Here is a 15,993-nt window from a genome sequence, read left to right as displayed (position 1 = left end):
CGGCAATGCGGGCGGGGTAGTCACGATGAGTGCCAGGATGAAGCCAGCGGAAGGCGTGATGACGCTGGCAGAGATGAAGGAATTCGCGGGCTTCAACGCCTCGACGCAGCGCTACATCAGGCGCAGCCTCGATATCGGGCTGGACCGGGATGATGCCATGGCCCGCTGGTCGCGCGATGTAGTGGAGGCGGCCAGCATTCGTGCGCAGGCGCGGCACTATATGCGACTGCCGGAAATCCGCGCGCTTGTTCCTGACGAGAGCGGCCTCGACGCTGTTGAGCGGTTTCTGGGGCCGCTCACCACCGTCAGCGCCTTCGATCTCGGGCAGGAGCGGATTTCCAGCTTTTCGGCCTACCGCTTCCTCTATGAACGACTGATCGGTGCGGCGGTTCGCCCGTGGCTTCCCGGCGCTTTCTGTGCAGCAGCCGCGCTCCCGCATCTTCACCCCGAGCTGCGGCGCAAGCTGCTGCAGTCGATCAGTGAGGCGGCGGCCACGGCTTCGGGCTGGTCCTCGCGCCAGCCGGCCTTTTACCCCTATTGGGTGGAGAAGGTCGAAGCCGGCGCCCTGCCGCACTGAGAGCTTTAGCGATCGGTCTTATCGGCAGGACCGCCAGCCCATTGCGCCGCGATCGGCCTGGTCGAGGTGCAGGTGATCGCGATGGGCCGCGTTGTAATCGGGTGAAAGAACGGTCGCAAAGACGCGACACGCCCCATCGCGAACCTCGCGAAGAAACGCGGCCTCTGCGCCGCCTGTCCTCCAGTCGGCGACCAAGGTGATCCGGCGTCCGTCCGCCAGCCGGAAACCGGAAATGTCGACGGCATCGGCCGTGGCATGCTGGCTGAAATCGCCGCTGCTCCGGCCATAGAGGCGGCGGCAATTGTAGCTGCCCAGATGCTCAATCCCGCTCACGCGCATGCGGAAATGGCGTTCGGCGGCGGGCTGCACGACCTCCCATTGCCAGAGCGCCAGCGCCGCCGCGACCGGGCAGGCGACCCCCAGGCGGGCCGGGATGAATGGCGTGATGCGCGGGTCATCCGCGGCGAAGCGCAGGCCATCGGCATAGCCGCAACGAGCGCCCTCGCGCAGTTCGGCCAGCGCGACATATTCCACACCCGCCTTGTCCAGGAGCGCCCGGCATTGCGGGAAGTCCTCGCCCAGCGCGGCCAGCTTCCGCCCGGTGAACATGCCGATCGGTCGCGCCAGATCGAGCGGTGCCCAGGGTGTATCCTCCGGATGCTGCCGCAGCCAGCCATAAGCGAGCAGCGCCAGCAACGCCGCCACCGCCAGTGACACGATCCAGCGAAGGACATGACGCACGCGCCCGCGCGTGCGCTTGCGCGGCGGCATCAGCCGCGCATGGCGCTCGCGATCACCTCCGATGTGACCGGATAACCGCAATCGTCAGGGATACAGAGATGCTCCGCATCGCCGCGCGTCTCCGACCAGGGCGTGACCGTCCGGATCGGCGTTTCGCGGGCATGCGCCGCCGCGTCGGCAAAGCTGCTGAACAGCGCCAGCCGCTCCAGGTTGCGGCGGGTGGGAAAAATCACCTCGAGCTTGCCCTCATCGGCATCCGCCAGCACCTGCTGCGCCGTCGCCCAGACCAGCCGAACGTTCTCCGTCTGGTCGACCGTCGCGTGCGGAGCATCGACGGGAAGCTCCGCCAGATAGAAGCGCGTGTCGAAGATCCGCATGTTGCGGTGCGCCGGCCGCCACCGCGCCCAGGGCACGAGCTGCGCCAGATCAAGCGTCGCATCCGCCCCCGCCAGTGCCTCTGCCAGCGTTGCGCCGCCGTGCAGGGCGGCGCGCATCTGCGCCAGCTGTTCCGCGCTGGGAAGCTCGGAAAGGCCGATCGGCAGGCCCGCCTCCTCGATGGTCTCGCGAACCGCGGCGATGCGAGCGGCCGTCTCCTCGTCCCCGCCGGTCAGTTCCGCCAGCGCATGATCGCCGGGATCGATCCGGCCGCCAGGGAACACCATCGCGCCGCCGGCGAACACCATGGCCTTGGCCCGCTCCACCATCAACAATTCTGGCGGGCCATTCCTTGCCTGGCGAAAGATGATGAGGGTGGCGGCGGGAATCGCCTCGGGCAGATCGTCACTCATACAAGCGACTTAACGATGCACGGGCAGGAAAGTCACGCCGCGACGCAGCAAAGTGCGACCGTCCGTTGGAGGACCCACTCGCCGGACTGCCCCCGTTCCGCAAGCGTCGCCCACTCACCGCTCATCCGCCTCGGCAATGATCCTGGCGAAAGGCGGGAGTTTCCCCTGTTGGGCGGGTGAAGTCAGCCGGATATTCAGGAGGGCAACATGCCGCTGACGGGAAGGAGAGCCGGTTCGTGCATTTGCTTCCCTCACAACAGCAGGTCTGGCTGAGGCTGATCGTCGTCGCTGTCGCCTCGTTCACGCTGGCAGTGCCGCATTCTTCCCGCGCGCAGGATGGTCCGCCTCAACGGGAAGAGCAGCAGCGGCAGCAGCAGGAGCTGCAGCAGGAGCAGAAGGCGGCCGAGGATCCGACCAAGATCGCCACCAAGGTCGGCGCATCCTTTGCCGGGGAGCTTTCAGTGTCCGGCTCGATGGCCGTCGGCCCCAAGTTCAAGTTCAACGGGCGCATCGCAAAGTCGGGCCAATGGTCGCTGGGTGCGTCCTATCTCCTCCCGATCGCGATCGTCACTTTTGCCGCCGGGCGAAGCGAGCTGGACTCGGGCATCCAGCAGACCCGTTATTCGCTGGGCGGCTTCGTGCCCCTCGCACGGGCCGGCCTGAAAACGGGCAAGTGGCAGATCTTCGTGCCGTTCGGCTACACCTATACCAATGGCCGGCAGGCAGTGACCGATCTGGATCAGCAGGAAGGCATCCCGATCGAGGTCAGCAGCAACAGCGCCTATCTCGGCGTGTTCACGATCCGCCCGCTGACCGAGCGGCTGACGCTGATCGCCGGTGCGAACTTTTCGAAGGGGACGAACGACTTCTCCGGCCTCGCGGCGGCTGGCGGTCTGTCCTATCATCTCACCGGCAAGGATACCGTGTCCGCCAGGGCAAGCTACGTCACCAACACTTTCGGGCAGAACACCCGGCTGGGCGTGTCCTACCAGCACGAATTCTAGTCCCGATCCGGAAGCGCCAGGTGTGTCGTGGAAACATCGTTGCCGGGCACGCCATTGCTCATGGACGGGCGCCTCAGCCTTTTGCCCTACGGGCAGTTTCTTTCGTCAGGGCGGGCTAACCCCGATATTGCCACGACAAAGACGCCCTAGCCTCAGGTCCCGGCGACGAAAGGCTGCGGGAGAGCAAGATGCCGGATCTGGGACGACGCATGGGGGCCGAGCTTGTCGGCACCTTCTGGCTGGTCTTCGGCGGGTGCGGCAGTGCCGTCCTTTCCGCTGCTTTCCCTAACGTAGGCATCGGGCTGCTTGGCGTGTCCTTTGCATTTGGCCTGACCGTTCTGACGATGGCCTATTCGGTTGGGCAAGTCTCCGGCTGTCACCTCAATCCTGCGGTCACCTTCGGTCTCTGGGCCGGCAACCGCTTCCCGGCGAAGGATATCGCGCCTTATGTCTTGGCGCAGGTCGTCGGCGCGATCGCGGCCGCCTGGCTGCTGTACCAGATCGCCAGCGGCGCACCGGGCTTTGATCTCGCCACAAATGGTCTGGCCGAGAACGGCTATGGCAGCGCCTCGCCCGGCGGCTTCAGTCTGGCCGCCGGCTTTACCATCGAACTCGTTCTCACCGCCGGGTTTCTGCTCGTCATCATCGGCGCGACCGATCGGCGTGCGCCGGTTGGGTTCGCCCCGATCGCGATCGGCCTCGCCCTGACGCTGATCCACCTCATCAGCATCCCCGTCACCAACACCTCGGTGAATCCGGCACGAAGCACTGGCCCGGCATTGGTGGTCGGCGGGCTGGCGATCCAGCAGCTCTGGCTATTCTGGCTCGCACCCATTCTGGGCGGCATTGTCGGTGGTCTCGTCTACCGCTCGGTCTTCGCCGCCCCCGCGCAAGAGCCTGACGTCACCGGCGAACCGGGACGCCCTCGTGCGGAATGAGGCGGCTGCGTGCCGCTTGCCGGTAAAGAAGGGCGCCGCCCGCTTCTTCACGAGACGAGCGGTGCGGGGTGAGCGAGCAAGACTGAAGCATAAAGGGGCGGGCTGGTGGAGCCGAGGGGAATCGAACCCCTGACCTCTGCAGTGCGATTGCAGCGCTCTCCCATCTGAGCTACGGCCCCGCCCGGACCCCGGCGAAGCCGGGAGCGTCGCCCTTAGCTTGCGCTTCGCGTTCATGCAACGGCTTCTCGTCGCAGGCTGAAATGATCCGCCGGTGGCTCGGCGACGGGAACGATCGTCTGGCCGAAAACGGCCCGTTTGAGGGGGAACATTCGCCCCGGTCAGCCTTTCAAACAGCATCGTGACCGGGCGACACAGCCCGGCGCTGTCCGCAGACGGAAGGAGTTTGGACATGGGCTATGACCGTAATTCGCGCGGCGATTATAGTGGCCGACGCGACCAGCAGGACTATGGCCGGGACTTTGGCTCGGGGCGTGATTACACCTATTCCAGCGCGCGCGAATATAGCGCTGCCGGCGCCCTGGATCGCGGCCGCAACCGCGGCCATGACGACGACGACGATGATCGCGATTACACGCGCAACTTCGTGCCTTATGGCGAGCGCAGCGATCAGGACCGCGGCTATGGGTCGGGCGAGTCCTACGGTCGGCGCGGCGGTGGTCGCGGCTGGAGCGATCGCGACAACAACACCCGCGACTGGGGTGAGCGCAGTGGCGGCGGCTTAGGCTACGGCCAATCCGGTTACGGGCAATCCGGTTATGGCCAGTCCGGTTATGGCCAGTCCTCGGGCGAGCGCTACGGCCGCGCAGGATATGGCGCCGATGATTCACGCGGCGGTGGTTATGGTGGCGGGCGCCGGTTCGACACGGGCGATCGCTTCCGGGATCGCGAGTTCGGCGGCCAGCGGCAGCGAATGGGTGGCGGCGGCGGCAATCGCCAGCGCGGCGGCTATCGCGGGGTCCCGCAGGGCTATGATTATGACGATCGCGGCTTCTTCGCCCGCGCCGGAGACGAAGTGCGCTCCTGGTTCGGCGATGACGAGGCGGAGCGCCGCCGCGAGGCCGACATGCGCTATGATGAGCGCAACTATGGCGACCAGAACGCATATGATCGCGATTCCGATTATGGCTCCTGGCGCCGTACCCAGATTGCGGCGCTCGACCGCGACTATGACGAGTATCGCCGAGAGAACCGCAGCAAGTTCGAGAATGAATTCTCGTCCTGGCGCACGACCCGCCAGACCCAGCGCGATTCGCTGAACAAGGTGAAAGAGCATATGGATGTCGTCGGCTCGGACGGCACGCATGTCGGCACCGTGGATAAGGTGCGGGGTGATCGCATCCTGCTGACCAAGAACGATCCCGAGGCCGAAGGGCATCATCATTCGATCCCGTCGAGCTGGATCTCCAGCGTGGACACGAACGTGACACTGTCCAAGACGGCGGACGAAGCGAAGAAGCATTGGCGCGACGAGGAGAATAGCTCCGCCCTGTTTGGCTATGGTGATCGCACGGACAAGCGTAGCGGTGACCAGGACGACAATCAGCGCCGGACGAACCTCGATCGCAGCTTCTCCGGCACCTACTGATCTTCACCAGCCAACCGCCGGCCGTTTCCCTCTGCGGCCAGGCGAGCGGGGAGCCCGGGCATGACGCCCGGGCTCTTTGCGTTGGGCCCGCCCCTCGGGCATAAATGCGTCAAGCCGGACAAGATGGGAGAGAATGATGCCGCGTGCCTGGACCTTGCACTCGCGCCCCAAGGGGATGCCGAAGTCGGGTGATTTCGCCCTGATCGACCAGCCGTCGGCCCCGCTTGCCGATGGCGAGGTGCGCGTTGCGAACAACTGGCTTTCGGTTGATCCGTACATGCGCGGGCGGATGAATGACGTGAAAAGCTACGTCCCGCCATTCGCTTTGGGTGAACCGATGCAGGGCGGCGCGATCGGCGAAGTGGTGGAAAGCCGATCCGACAAGGTGCCGGTCGGCACCAAGGTTCAGCACATGCTCGGCTGGCGCGAAGAGGCGGTGCTGCCGGCCGGCCAGGTGCAACCACTGCCGCGGCTCGACGTGCCGGACGAGGCATTTCTGGGCCAGTTCGGCATGCCCGGCATGACCGCCTATTTCGGGCTGCTGGATGTCGCACAGGCGCGGGCAGGGGACATCGTCTTCGTGTCAGCGGCGGCTGGCGCGGTCGGATCGACCGTCGTCCAGATCGCCAAGGCGAAGGGCATGACGGTGATCGGTTCGGCCGGCGGGGCGGCAAAGTGCGATTGGGTAAGGTCGCTCGGCGCCGATGCGGTGATCGATTATAAGTCGGGCGACGTGGTGCAGGCGCTTGCCAAGGCAGCGCCCGAGGGCATTGACGTTTACTTCGACAATGTCGGCGGGGATCACCTGGATGCAGCGCTGCTCGCCGCCCGCATGAACGCGCGCTTCGCAATTTGCGGCATGATCGACATCTACAATGAAGGCCAGCCGCAGTCGCTGAAGTATCTGGCGAAGGTGATTGGTGCGCGGGTGACGATCAAGGGCTTCCTGGTCGGCGATCATCTCGCCCGCGCGGCGGATTTCTATGAGGACATGGGGCGCTGGCTGAAGGACGGCAGTCTCACGCGCGAACAAACGGTGTTCGAGGGACTGGAATCCGCGCCCGACGCTTTCCTCGGTCTCTTCACCGGCGCCAACAAGGGCAAGATGCTGGTGCGCATCTGATCCGAACCGGGGGCGTCGAGCGGGATCCCGACGACGCCCTCTGATTCGTCGTGATCAGATCGCGCCGCTGAACGTGTCGCAGACCGCCGGATCGCCGCTTTGCAGCCCGCGGTTCAGCCACGCCTGCCGCTGCGCCGAGGTGCCATGCGTGAAGCTTTCGGGCACCACACGGCCCTGAGCTTCGCGCTGGAGCGTGTCATCACCGATCGCCTCGGCCGCGCGCATCCCCTCCTGGATGTCGCCCGGCTCCAGCCGGTCGCGGTTCTGCGCCGCCCACACGCCGGCGTAGCAATCCGCCTGCAGCTCCAGCCGCACCGACAGGGCGTTACCCTCTTCGCGGCTGCCCCGCGCCTGAGCCTGGCGAACCTGTTCGGAAGCGCCGGTCAGCGTCTGGATGTGATGGCCAAATTCGTGCGCCACCACATAATATTGCGCGAAATCGCCGGCTGCGCGGTATTTCTGGACCAGCTCGTCAAAGAAGCCGGTGTCGATATACACGCCCTGGTCCGACGGGCAGTAGAACGGCCCCATGGCCGACGAGGCCGCGCCGCAGCCGGACATGCCCTGCCCGCCGTAAAATACCAGCTTGGGCGCCTGGAATCGCTGGCCGGACTGGGCAAACAGCCGCTCCCACGTATTTTCCGCCGAGGAGAAGGCGTTGCAGGTCGATCGCGTTGCTGCGTCGACCGAGCAGGCGGCCGTCGCGCCGCCGCCGCCGGCACTGCCCGCGCCGTTTCGGCTCACTTGGGTGGAGGGAGCGCTGTCACCGCCGGTCAGCAGCCCGCCGATATTGCCGAGGCCGCCGAACACCGCAAAGATCAGCAGGACCACCACGATGCCGCCGCAGCCGAACCGGCTGCCGATCAGCGGCAGCAGGCCGAGCAGCAGGCCGCCACCGCCGCCGCCGCCGAAGCTTTGCCCGCGTTGATCCTCGACATTGATGTCCTTGTCGAAATCGTCGAGCCGCATGGCGGTGTTCCTTCGTTACCGATCCGGCATGAATGCGCGAAGATGAAGGCCGGTTGCAATCGACGCGGGTTGATTGCCTATGTTCGCGGTGACCCACGGCGTTGACGGCAAGCGCACGGCCGGCGGGCCCGCTGATAGGGAGATGGATCATGTTTCTGAAGGGCAAGACCGCATTGGTCACGGGCTCCACCTCCGGCATCGGCGCGGCTTATGCGCGTGCGCTGGCGGGGGCAGGGGCGGCCGTCATGATCAACGGCTTCGGGGAGGCCGATGCGATCGAGCAGCAGTGCGCCGCACTGGCGCAGGCGAGCGGCGCGCCCGCGCTGCACGACCCGGCCGACATGACCCGACCGGAAATGATCGAAGCCATGGTAGCGCGTTGCCATGGCGAGCTTGGCGGGCCCGATATTGTCATCAACAATGCCGGCATCCAGCATGTCGCGCCGGTGGCCGACTTCCCGACCGACAAATGGGATGCGATCATCGCCATCAACCTGACCAGCGCCTTTCACGTGATGCGCGCGTCCGTTCCGCTGATGCGTGCAGCCGGCTGGGGCCGGATCATCTCCACGGCTTCCGCCCACAGCCTCGTGGCCAGCCCGAACAAGTCGGGCTATGTCGCTGCCAAGCACGGCCTGGTCGGCCTGACCAAGACGGTGGCGCTGGAAACGGCCACCGACGGGATCACGGTCAACTGCATCTCGCCCGGCTATGTCTGGACGTCGCTGGTCGAAAATCAGATTCCCGATACGATGAAGGCGCGCGGCCTCACCCGTGATCAGGTGATCAATGACGTGCTGTTGTCCGCCCAGCCGACGAAGAAGTTCGTGACGCCGGATCAGGTCGCCGCTTTTGCGCTGTTCCTGTGCCGCGAAGAGGCAGCCTCGATCACCGGCGCGAACCTTTCCATGGATGGCGGCTGGACCACCGCCTGATCGCGGGCTAGCCCTTCGGCAACAGGGAAGGGTCGTCGGCATGAAGCAGGTGCTGGTCGCATTGACCGCGGCGGCGACGCTCGCAGGCTGTGGTGGGCGAAAGGCGGCGCCGCAGGGCGCACGTCCCGCGCCCGCCGTGGCAGGCGCGCGAATGCCTGTCGCGCCGCCGCTGGACTGGCGGACGGTCGCGACGCTCGCCGATCGTGATCGCCTACGCAAATGGCGCTCAGCCTTGCTGGAGGCGCTGGAGCGGGCGCGTGCTGGCGGGTCCGGGCCGGCGATCGCCGCGCAAGGGGCGCTGCTGGTTCCCGATGCACGGCTTGCCGATCCGCTGCCCCCACCAGGGCAATATCGCTGCCGCGTGTTCAAGCTGGGCGCGAAGAGCGCCGGCATGCTCGATTACATCGCCTATCCGCCCTTCACCTGTCGCATCGATCGCGACGGTGCCCTCCTTCGCTTCGAAAAGATCAGCGGATCGCAGCGTCCGGTAGGGCGCATCTTTCCCGATGCGGGCGGCCGGCCAGTGTTCCTGGGCACCTTGATGCTGGGCGATGAGACCCGCGCCATGGCCTATGGCCGCGACGAGGATCGCGACATGGCAGGCTTCGTGGATCGTGTCGGGGAGGCGCGCTGGCGGCTGGTCCTGCCGTTGCCCGCCTTTGAATCGCTGGTGGACGTGATCGAGCTCGTGCCGGCGACGTCCTGATCGGAGACTGGTGGCTACTTCACCGGTGCAGGCGCATTGGTGGCGATCATCGCCCTTGGTTCGAGCGCGCGCTTCTCGCTTTCCAGTGCCGCCAGATATTGCTTGCCGTGTCGGTCGATGATGGTCACCTGCGCCGCATTGGCGCTGGCCACCGCCTTCAGGAACGAGCGCGGCTTTTTCATCAGCGCGGGGAAATCCACCCGGGTCAGCCCGGCCCGGCGCGCGGCCTCCTGCGCGAAGTGCACGCAATTGCGCGTGTTCATCCGATAGGTGCCATCGCCCTTCTTTTCGTCCCACTCGGTCACGAGGCGCAGGATGTCAGCATATTGCGCGTCGGTCAGGACAAGGGAGAATTGCGCGTCACTCCCCTCCATGTAGCCGCGTTTGGCAATGTCGATGCGGCCCTGCACCGGACCAAACAGGATCGCGGGCGAAATCGCCTTGGGCGTGAAGCCGTAATTGAGGTCCACCGGCTCGCCCCCCGCATCGGGCGTGCCGCGCAGCGTGAAGAAGGCGTGCGGAAAGTGATTGCCGAACTCATGGCTCCAGAAGGTGATGGTCACGGCGGCATGGGCGGGCAGCGCCGCCAGCGAGAGCAGGAGCGCGGCAAGGGCGGCGACTAGACGCGTCATGCGGGTGGTTCTGTCATTCTCCGGCGGACCGCTCAACCCGTTGGTTTGCCGGGTCGACATGGAAACACCCGCCGGTGGCGAACCACCGACGGGCATCCTTCCTCCCCAGGAACTTGGTGGCGGTGCGGCCCGGCAGGATCCGGGTGTGCCGCAGCGATCGCTACGGCACCCGCTTCACGCCGCGAACTGGTTCATCGTGTTGTGGACGCCGCCGGCCTTCAGCGCGGCCTCCCCGGCGAAATATTCCTTGTGATCGTCGCCGATGTCCGAACCCGACATATTCTGGTGCTTCACGCAGGCGATGCCTTCACGGATCTCCTTGCGCTGCACGCCCTTGACGTAGCCGAGCATGCCCGCCTCGCCGAAATACTCCTTGGCGAGATTGTCGGTCGACAGCGCCGCGGTGTGATAGGTCGGCAGCGTGATCAGGTGGTGGAAAATGCCAGCCCGCGCCGCCGCATCCTTCTGGAAGGTGCGGATCTTCTCGTCCGCCTCCGCTGCGAGGTCGGTATCGTCATAATCGACGCTCATCAGCTTTGCCCGGTCATAGGCGGAGACATCCTTGCCCGCCGCGGCCCAGGCATCGAACACCTGCTGGCGGAAGTTCAGCGTCCAGTTGAAGCTGGGGCTGTTGTTATACACCAGCTTCGCATTCGGGATCACCTCGCGGATGCGATCGACCATGCCGGCGATCTGCTCGATATGCGGCTTCTCGGTCTCGATCCACAGCAGGTCCGCGCCGTTCTGCAGGCTGGTGATGCAATCGAGCACGCAGCGATCCGCTCCGGTCCCTTCGCGAAACTGGAAGAGATTGGATGGCAACCGCTTCGGGCGCATCAGCTTGCCGTCGCGCTCGATCACCACGTCGCCGCGCAGCGATGAAAGGTCGGCCACCTCCTCGCAATCGAGGAAGGCGTTATACTGGTCGCCGATGTCGCCCTTCTCCTTGGAGAAGGCGATCTGCTTGGTGAGGCCGGCGCCGAGCGAGTCGGTGCGGGTCACGATGATCCCGTCGTCGACACCCAGCTCCAGGAAGGCGTAGCGGCAGGCGCGGACCTTCGCGAGGAAGTCCTCGTGCGGCACCGTCACCTTGCCGTCCTGGTGGCCGCACTGCTTTTCGTCGGACACCTGGTTCTCGATCTGGAGCGCGCAGGCGCCCGCCTCGATCATTTTCTTGGCAAGCAGATACGTCGCTTCGGCATTGCCGAAGCCCGCGTCGATATCCGCGATGACCGGCACGACATGGGTCTCGTAATTGTCGATCGCCTGCATCAGCCGCTGCGCCTCGATCTCGTTGCCGCTTTCGCGCGCCTTGTCGAGATCGCGGAACATCATGCCCAGCTCGCGCGCGTCAGCCTGCTTCAGGAAAGTGTAGAGTTCCTCGATCAGCGCGGGAACGCTGGTCTTTTCGTGCATCGACTGGTCGGGCAGTGGGCCGAACTCGCTGCGCAGCGCCGCGACCATCCAACCGGAGAGGTACAGATACCGTCCCTTGGTGCTGCCGAAATGCTTCTTGATGGAGATGAGCTTCTGCTGGCCGATGAAGCCGTGCCAGCAGCCTAGGGACTGGGTATATTCGGCCGGGTTCGCATCATAAGCGGCCATGTCGCGGCGCATGATGGCCGCGGTGTAGCGCGCGATGTCGAGCCCGGTGCGGAACCGGTTCTGCAGCCGCATGCGCGCCACCGACTCCGGATCGATCCCGTCCCACGTGCCCTTGTAGCTCGCGACGAGCTGGCCGATTGCGCTGGTCTGTTCCTGGTAGGTCATCATTCTTCCTGTCGCGAATGGGGGCACGCGGGATCAGTCCCGCAGCAAGGGGTGGATCAGGCGGGTGATCGGTCAGCCAAGGCGGCCGAGACGGTGGTACAGGTTCGAGAATTTCGCCGAGCGGGGGTCGTCGGCGATCTTCTTGATATACTCGCCGATCGCTTCCTTCATGAGGCCGAAGTCCTCGGTCGAGAAAACGGCGCGGCTGCGCTGCGGGGTAGCGTCCATGGTCGTTCTCCTGTGTGAATGCTTACAACTGCGATCATATGAACAACATGGACCGGTGATTCTCAACGAACACGCAGCAGCAATCCGTGTCAGCGGGTCGCTCATCACCGATCGCAAGTTTGTCTTTCTGTAAAGAATTGACATGTTGCTTGCGGGCCGTCACGGTCCGGCAATGGCAGAGCGCAAATTGATGGCGGGGCATGTCGTGCGGCGGTTGCGCCGGCAGCAGGCGCTGAGCCAGGCCGCCATGGCCGAGATGCTGGCGATCAGCCCTAGTTACCTGAACCTGGTCGAGCGCAATCAGCGCCCCGTGTCGGCGACCCTGCTGGTGAAGCTGGCGGAGACCTTCGACTTCGATCCGCGCGCGCTGACCGCGGCGGAGCCGGGCGGCGGGCGCGATGCAATGCGGCGGCGGTTGGCCGACCCGATGTTCGCCGACCTGGAGATCGACCGCAACGAGCTGGAGGAATGGCTGGCCGCTGCGCCCGGCGGGGCCGAGGCGTTCGCGCGCGCCTTCGACCGCGCGGGGCAGAGCGGCGCCACCGCTGCGCCGTCCGACGATCCGGTAGCGCTTGTCCGGCGCGAGATCGGGCGCTGGCGCAACCACTTTCCCGATCTCGACGCCGCGGCGGAGGCGCTGGCGGACGAGCTGCGGCTTGGCGCCGGCGATCTCTACGGCGCCATTTCCGAACGGCTGCGGGTGAAGCACAGCCTCGCGATCCGCATCCTTCCCGTCGACGTGATGCCCGATGTGCTGCGCCGGCTAGACCTTCACGCCCGCCAGCTTCAGCTGTCGGAACTGCTCGATCCCGCCAGCCGCACCTTCGCCGCCGCCTTCCAGCTGGCCTTGATCGAGGCGCGGGCGGAGATCGATGCGCTGGTGACCGGCGCCGGCTTCGGCCAGATCGCTGCGGACCGGCTGTTCCGGCGTCATCTCGCCAGCTATTTCGCCGCCGCCGTGACCATGCCCTATGCGCGCTTCCTGCGCGCCTGCGAGGCCACCGGCTATGATATCGAGCTGCTCCAGCGTCGCTTCGGAGCGGGGTTCGAACATGTCGCGCACCGGCTGACGACGCTTCAGCGGGTCGGCGCGCGCGGCCTGCCCTTTTTCATGATCCGCGTCGATCGCGCGGGCCAGTCGTCAAAGCGCTATGCGGGCGCGAGCGGCGCCGCGCTGGTCGAGGCGGAAGGGCGCTGCCCGCTGTGGCACCTCCACCACGCCTTCGACCGACCCGGGCACCTTGCGGTCCAATTGGTCGAGCTGGAGGATGGCGAACGCTGGCTGACCATGGCGCGCACCGTCACGCCGCAGGGGCAGCGATACGGGCTGGTCTCGGCCGAATTCGCGATCGGGATCGGGGTGGCGGCGGAACATGCCGGAACGCTGGCGGCGGCGCGCGGCTTCGACCTTGCCGGCGCGGCGATGCCCATCGGGCTCGGCTGCCGCCAGTGCTTTCGTCCATCATGCCCGCAGCGCGCCGCCGCCCCGGCAGGTCGAGCCTTGACGATCAATGAGCGGGAACGCCGGATCACCGCGCTGACCTTCGCCGGTGATTGAATTGCGGGGCTAGGCGGCGGCCTTCACCGCCTGGCCTAGCTCAAGTGTCTCGCCGCGGGTGATGATCACCTTGTCGCCAAGCTTCACCGTCTCGAACAGCTTCTTGGCGAACGGCAGCGGCACGCCGATGCAGCCATGGGTCATATAGCCGTCCGCCACATTGCTGGCGTGAACCGCGACGCCGTCATTGGTCAGGCGCAGCATGTACGGCATCGGCGCATCATAGATGTTGGAGACGTGATCCTTGTCCTTTTGCGTGATCGGATAGACGCCGAGTGGCGTCGGCTTCGCATCCGCGCCGAACAGGATCGCCGCCGCGCCAATTTCATGCCCATCGCGAAAGACGCTGAGCACCTGCGCGGCGAGATCGACGGTGATGACGATCGTACCGGTCGCAGGCGCGGCGCTCTCGTCCCAATGATGATCGCCCATCTTCAGCGGGCCGTCGATCGGCAGGATCGACTTGACCGTATAAGCGTCAGGATCGGCTTCTGGCCCCGCGACGGAGGCCGGCGCCGCGGCGACGGCCGCCTGTGCCACGGCCGGCGCGTCCTCCGACTTCGCATCATTGGCCCGCGCCTGTACCGCTGGCGCGGGCTGCTGAGGCGCGCGGATCATGTAAAAGACCGATGCGCCGATGGCGACCACCAGCACGGCGAGCAGAAGGCGAAGGCGGGACGACATGATCCTGCCTTAGGCCCCGATGGTTGCGCTGGACTGATGCGACACGGTTAACGTGCGTAGCAGGCCGGTGCCGCCGACGCCATTGCACCCGCCGGCAACCAGTGCGCCGACCTCCCGGACCTCATGCTGCAACGTCAGGTACCCGCCATTGTCAGCCGGTCGAGCTGTTCGCGCGAGAGCTCCAGCGTCATTGCCGGCAGCAGTTCCTCGATCTGCGCCACGCTGGTCGCGCTGGCGATCGGCGCGGTTACGCCGTCCTGCGCGATCAGCCATGCGAGCGAAATCTGCGCCAGCGTTGCGCCCGTCTCTCCCGCAACGGCGTCCAGCGCGTGCAGCACCTTGCCGCCCTTGCCGTCGAGCAATTCAGACATACGGCCGCCGCGCACGCTTTTGGACAGATCCTCGCGCGAGCGATATTTGCCGGTGAGGAAGCCGGAGGCGAGCCCGTAATAAGGCGTCACCCCGACATTCTGCTCCACGCAATAATCCTGCAGCTCGCCTTCGAATTTGTGGCGGCTGACCAGATTATATTCGGGCTGGAGCGCGTCATAGCGGGGCAGGCCGGCCGCACGCGCCTTCTCATTGGCGGATTTCAGCCGCGCCGCGTGGAAGTTAGAGGCACCCAGCACGCGGACCTTGCCGGCATCGACCAGCCGGGCGAACGCTTCGAGCGCAGCTTCCTGCGGCGTCGCCTCATCATCCTGATGCGCGAAATACAGGTCGATTCGGTCGGTGCCAAGGCGCTTCAGCGATGCCTCGCATGCCGCGGCGATGCGGGCGGGCGCCAGCTTCTCGCCGCCCTCACCGGGCAACATGCCGACCTTGGTGGCGATCAGAACCTGGTCGCGTTTGCCCGACGCCTTCAGCCACTCGCCGATCACGGCTTCGGACTCGCCGCCCTGATGGCCCGGTGCCCAGGCGGAATAGACATCGGCGGTGTCGATCATCGTGCCGCCGCCGGCAACAAAGGCGTCGAGCACGGCGAAGCTCGCCTGCCGATCCGCCGTCCAGCCAAAGACGTTGCCGCCAAGCACCAATGGCGCGATTTCCAGGTCGGACGATCCCAAGCGCTGCTTCACTTCACGGCTCCGTCGTCCATATTGTCCAGCGTCACGCTGTTGGCCTCGAGCATGGCCGCCGCTTCGTTCAGCTGTCGCTCTTCGTCCGCCGTGGGCGCGCCGGGCGCCGTCGGCTCGCCTGAGCAGGCGGCAAGCAGCAATGCCAAGGGGAGCGCGCATCGCGCTCCCCTTCCGGCAAGGATCATCAGTTCTTCAGCTCGTTACCAGCATCGGTCAGTGCCTCGCCGGTGGCGTCAGCGGCGCGATCGGCCGAGTTGGAGATGGCGCTGCCGGCCCGCTCCGCGCCACGCTCGGCGCTCTCACCGGCGTTATCCAGCGCGGCTTCGGCCGAGCCGAGCGCCTGATCGGTTGCCGCATCCACATCGTCCACCGCTTCGTCGGTGGTGGCGCTCACGTCCGAACCGACGGCATTGGCCGCTTCGGCCGTCTCGTTCTGCGCATTCGGGCTGCACGCGCCCAGGGCAACGGCGGCGGCAAGGCCGGCGATGGCAAAATATTTCATCAACTCTCTCCCTCTTGATTACGCGATGCCGCAAGCGGCGTCAGCGCCTCCAACGTCGCGCAGGCGTTTTGGGTCCGCAACGATTTCCGCCGATCCGCTTCCCATGCCAGCATGTCTCTTTGTTTGACGAGATATAAAGATATCTTTATATCT

General features: G+C 65.9%; 18 protein-coding genes and 1 tRNA gene. 8 read left to right on the top strand and 11 right to left on the bottom strand.

Annotated features, from left to right (window positions below; genetic code table 11):
- Window positions 1-37 precede the first annotated feature (37 nt).
- Window positions 38-577: a hypothetical protein gene (locus tag BMX36_RS10315; protein WP_371262849.1), complete on the top strand. Its 540-nt coding sequence runs from the start codon at window positions 38-40 to the stop codon at window positions 575-577.
- An 18-nt stretch (window positions 578-595) separates the two neighbouring features.
- Here BMX36_RS10315 and BMX36_RS10310 read toward each other — a convergent pair whose 3' ends face one another.
- Both BMX36_RS10310 and BMX36_RS10305 read right to left on the bottom strand, forming a co-directional pair.
- Window positions 596-1,348 carry an extensin-like domain-containing protein gene (locus tag BMX36_RS10310; RefSeq protein WP_093064897.1) on the bottom strand — a complete coding sequence of 251 codons (753 nt, stop codon included), beginning with the start codon at window positions 1,346-1,348 and terminating at the stop codon, window positions 596-598.
- Window positions 1,348-2,106, bottom strand: a complete 759-nt coding sequence (locus BMX36_RS10305) for an NUDIX hydrolase (protein ID WP_093064895.1) — start codon at window positions 2,104-2,106, stop codon at window positions 1,348-1,350. The genes BMX36_RS10310 and BMX36_RS10305 overlap by 1 nt, the downstream gene beginning before the upstream one ends.
- A gap of 236 nt (window positions 2,107-2,342) precedes the next feature.
- On the opposite strand from BMX36_RS10305, the gene BMX36_RS10300 reads away from it, so the two are divergent.
- Together BMX36_RS10300 and aqpZ are read left to right on the top strand one after the other, a co-directional pair.
- Window positions 2,343-3,110, top strand: coding sequence for a hypothetical protein (locus BMX36_RS10300; protein ID WP_143058544.1), 768 nt, complete (start codon window positions 2,343-2,345; stop codon window positions 3,108-3,110).
- Between the two features lie 188 nt (window positions 3,111-3,298).
- Window positions 3,299-4,048, top strand: a complete 750-nt coding sequence (gene aqpZ / locus BMX36_RS10295) for an aquaporin Z (RefSeq protein ID WP_093064891.1) — start codon at window positions 3,299-3,301, stop codon at window positions 4,046-4,048.
- Between the two features lie 103 nt (window positions 4,049-4,151).
- Here the strand turns inward: aqpZ and BMX36_RS10290 are convergent.
- A tRNA-Ala gene (locus BMX36_RS10290) sits at window positions 4,152-4,227 on the bottom strand.
- Between the two features lie 230 nt (window positions 4,228-4,457).
- Here BMX36_RS10290 and BMX36_RS10285 point away from each other — a divergent pair.
- Window positions 4,458-5,654 carry a DUF2171 domain-containing protein gene (locus BMX36_RS10285; protein WP_093064889.1) on the top strand — a complete coding sequence of 399 codons (1,197 nt, stop codon included), beginning with the start codon at window positions 4,458-4,460 and terminating at the stop codon, window positions 5,652-5,654.
- A 136-nt stretch (window positions 5,655-5,790) separates the two neighbouring features.
- Window positions 5,791-6,777, top strand: a complete 987-nt coding sequence (locus BMX36_RS10280; protein ID WP_177179112.1) for an NADP-dependent oxidoreductase — start codon at window positions 5,791-5,793, stop codon at window positions 6,775-6,777.
- A gap of 54 nt (window positions 6,778-6,831) precedes the next feature.
- Here the strand turns inward: BMX36_RS10280 and BMX36_RS10275 are convergent, their stop codons facing one another.
- Window positions 6,832-7,746, bottom strand: a complete 915-nt coding sequence (locus tag BMX36_RS10275; RefSeq protein WP_093064885.1) for a KPN_02809 family neutral zinc metallopeptidase — start codon at window positions 7,744-7,746, stop codon at window positions 6,832-6,834.
- A 149-nt stretch (window positions 7,747-7,895) separates the two neighbouring features.
- Here BMX36_RS10275 and BMX36_RS10270 point away from each other — a divergent pair, with 149 nt between their 5' ends.
- Both BMX36_RS10270 and BMX36_RS10265 read left to right on the top strand, forming a co-directional pair.
- On the top strand, window positions 7,896-8,681 hold the full coding sequence (locus BMX36_RS10270; RefSeq protein ID WP_093064883.1) for a 3-hydroxybutyrate dehydrogenase: 786 nt from the start codon (window positions 7,896-7,898) through the stop codon (window positions 8,679-8,681).
- A gap of 40 nt (window positions 8,682-8,721) precedes the next feature.
- On the top strand, window positions 8,722-9,387 hold the full coding sequence (locus BMX36_RS10265; protein WP_093064881.1) for a DUF4893 domain-containing protein: 666 nt from the start codon (window positions 8,722-8,724) through the stop codon (window positions 9,385-9,387).
- Between the two features lie 14 nt (window positions 9,388-9,401).
- On the opposite strand, the gene BMX36_RS10260 is transcribed toward BMX36_RS10265, so the two are convergent.
- The 3 genes from BMX36_RS10260 to BMX36_RS21705 form a co-directional block, all read right to left on the bottom strand.
- Window positions 9,402-10,019 (bottom strand): hypothetical protein, encoded by a 618-nt coding sequence (locus BMX36_RS10260; RefSeq protein WP_177179080.1) that lies wholly within the window; start codon window positions 10,017-10,019, stop codon window positions 9,402-9,404.
- 174 nt (window positions 10,020-10,193) lie between these two features.
- Complete coding sequence (locus tag BMX36_RS10255) at window positions 10,194-11,789, bottom strand: isocitrate lyase (protein ID WP_093065487.1); 1,596 nt, start codon at window positions 11,787-11,789, stop codon at window positions 10,194-10,196.
- Window positions 11,790-11,861: 72 nt separating this feature from the next.
- Window positions 11,862-12,017, bottom strand: a complete 156-nt coding sequence (locus BMX36_RS21705) for a hypothetical protein (RefSeq protein ID WP_169715658.1) — start codon at window positions 12,015-12,017, stop codon at window positions 11,862-11,864.
- A gap of 172 nt (window positions 12,018-12,189) precedes the next feature.
- Between BMX36_RS21705 and BMX36_RS10250 the strand changes: the two genes are divergently transcribed.
- Window positions 12,190-13,575, top strand: coding sequence for a helix-turn-helix domain-containing protein (locus BMX36_RS10250; protein ID WP_093064879.1), 1,386 nt, complete (start codon window positions 12,190-12,192; stop codon window positions 13,573-13,575).
- A gap of 9 nt (window positions 13,576-13,584) precedes the next feature.
- Here BMX36_RS10250 and BMX36_RS10245 read toward each other — a convergent pair whose 3' ends face one another.
- The 4 genes from BMX36_RS10245 to BMX36_RS10230 all read right to left on the bottom strand — a co-directional run bounded on the left by BMX36_RS10245 (window position 13,585) and on the right by BMX36_RS10230 (window position 15,840).
- Complete coding sequence (locus BMX36_RS10245) at window positions 13,585-14,259, bottom strand: L,D-transpeptidase family protein (protein ID WP_093064877.1); 675 nt, start codon at window positions 14,257-14,259, stop codon at window positions 13,585-13,587.
- Between the two features lie 134 nt (window positions 14,260-14,393).
- A complete protein-coding gene (locus BMX36_RS10240) occupies window positions 14,394-15,338 on the bottom strand; it encodes an aldo/keto reductase (RefSeq protein WP_093064875.1) in 945 nt (314 codons plus the stop codon).
- Window positions 15,335-15,484: a hypothetical protein gene (locus BMX36_RS10235; RefSeq protein ID WP_256210723.1), complete on the bottom strand. Its 150-nt coding sequence runs from the start codon at window positions 15,482-15,484 to the stop codon at window positions 15,335-15,337. The genes BMX36_RS10240 and BMX36_RS10235 overlap by 4 nt, the downstream gene beginning before the upstream one ends.
- 38 nt (window positions 15,485-15,522) lie before the next feature.
- On the bottom strand, window positions 15,523-15,840 hold the full coding sequence (locus tag BMX36_RS10230) for a hypothetical protein (RefSeq protein ID WP_093064871.1): 318 nt from the start codon (window positions 15,838-15,840) through the stop codon (window positions 15,523-15,525).
- Window positions 15,841-15,993 lie beyond the last annotated feature (153 nt).

The sequence above is a fragment of the Sphingomonas sp. OV641 genome (assembly GCF_900109205.1).
In the GTDB taxonomy this organism is placed as follows: Bacteria; Pseudomonadota; Alphaproteobacteria; order Sphingomonadales; family Sphingomonadaceae; genus Sphingomonas.
The sequence above is the reverse complement of the archived record's forward strand: the minus strand, read 5'-3'. Positions and strand labels throughout refer to the sequence as shown.

Bases quoted from the DNA above. Each gene is read 5' to 3' on its own strand.
- aqpZ (WP_093064891.1), top strand. From the start codon at position 3,299: ATGCCGGATCTGGGACGACGCATGGGGGCCGAGCTTGTCGGCACCTTC.
- BMX36_RS10250 (WP_093064879.1), top strand. From the start codon at position 12,190: ATGGCAGAGCGCAAATTGATGGCGGGGCATGTCGTGCGGCGGTTGCGC.
- BMX36_RS10275 (WP_093064885.1), bottom strand. From the start codon at position 7,746: ATGCGGCTCGACGATTTCGACAAGGACATCAATGTCGAGGATCAACGC.
- BMX36_RS10255 (WP_093065487.1), bottom strand. From the start codon at position 11,789: ATGACCTACCAGGAACAGACCAGCGCAATCGGCCAGCTCGTCGCGAGC.
- BMX36_RS10315 (WP_371262849.1), top strand. From the start codon at position 38: ATGAAGCCAGCGGAAGGCGTGATGACGCTGGCAGAGATGAAGGAATTC.
- BMX36_RS10285 (WP_093064889.1), top strand. From the start codon at position 4,458: ATGGGCTATGACCGTAATTCGCGCGGCGATTATAGTGGCCGACGCGAC.
- BMX36_RS10265 (WP_093064881.1), top strand. From the start codon at position 8,722: ATGAAGCAGGTGCTGGTCGCATTGACCGCGGCGGCGACGCTCGCAGGC.
- BMX36_RS10270 (WP_093064883.1), top strand. From the start codon at position 7,896: ATGTTTCTGAAGGGCAAGACCGCATTGGTCACGGGCTCCACCTCCGGC.
- BMX36_RS10260 (WP_177179080.1), bottom strand. From the start codon at position 10,019: ATGACGCGTCTAGTCGCCGCCCTTGCCGCGCTCCTGCTCTCGCTGGCG.
- BMX36_RS10310 (WP_093064897.1), bottom strand. From the start codon at position 1,348: ATGCCGCCGCGCAAGCGCACGCGCGGGCGCGTGCGTCATGTCCTTCGC.
- BMX36_RS10230 (WP_093064871.1), bottom strand. From the start codon at position 15,840: ATGAAATATTTTGCCATCGCCGGCCTTGCCGCCGCCGTTGCCCTGGGC.
- BMX36_RS10280 (WP_177179112.1), top strand. From the start codon at position 5,791: ATGCCGCGTGCCTGGACCTTGCACTCGCGCCCCAAGGGGATGCCGAAG.
- BMX36_RS10305 (WP_093064895.1), bottom strand. From the start codon at position 2,106: ATGAGTGACGATCTGCCCGAGGCGATTCCCGCCGCCACCCTCATCATC.
- BMX36_RS21705 (WP_169715658.1), bottom strand. From the start codon at position 12,017: ATGGACGCTACCCCGCAGCGCAGCCGCGCCGTTTTCTCGACCGAGGAC.
- BMX36_RS10245 (WP_093064877.1), bottom strand. From the start codon at position 14,259: ATGTCGTCCCGCCTTCGCCTTCTGCTCGCCGTGCTGGTGGTCGCCATC.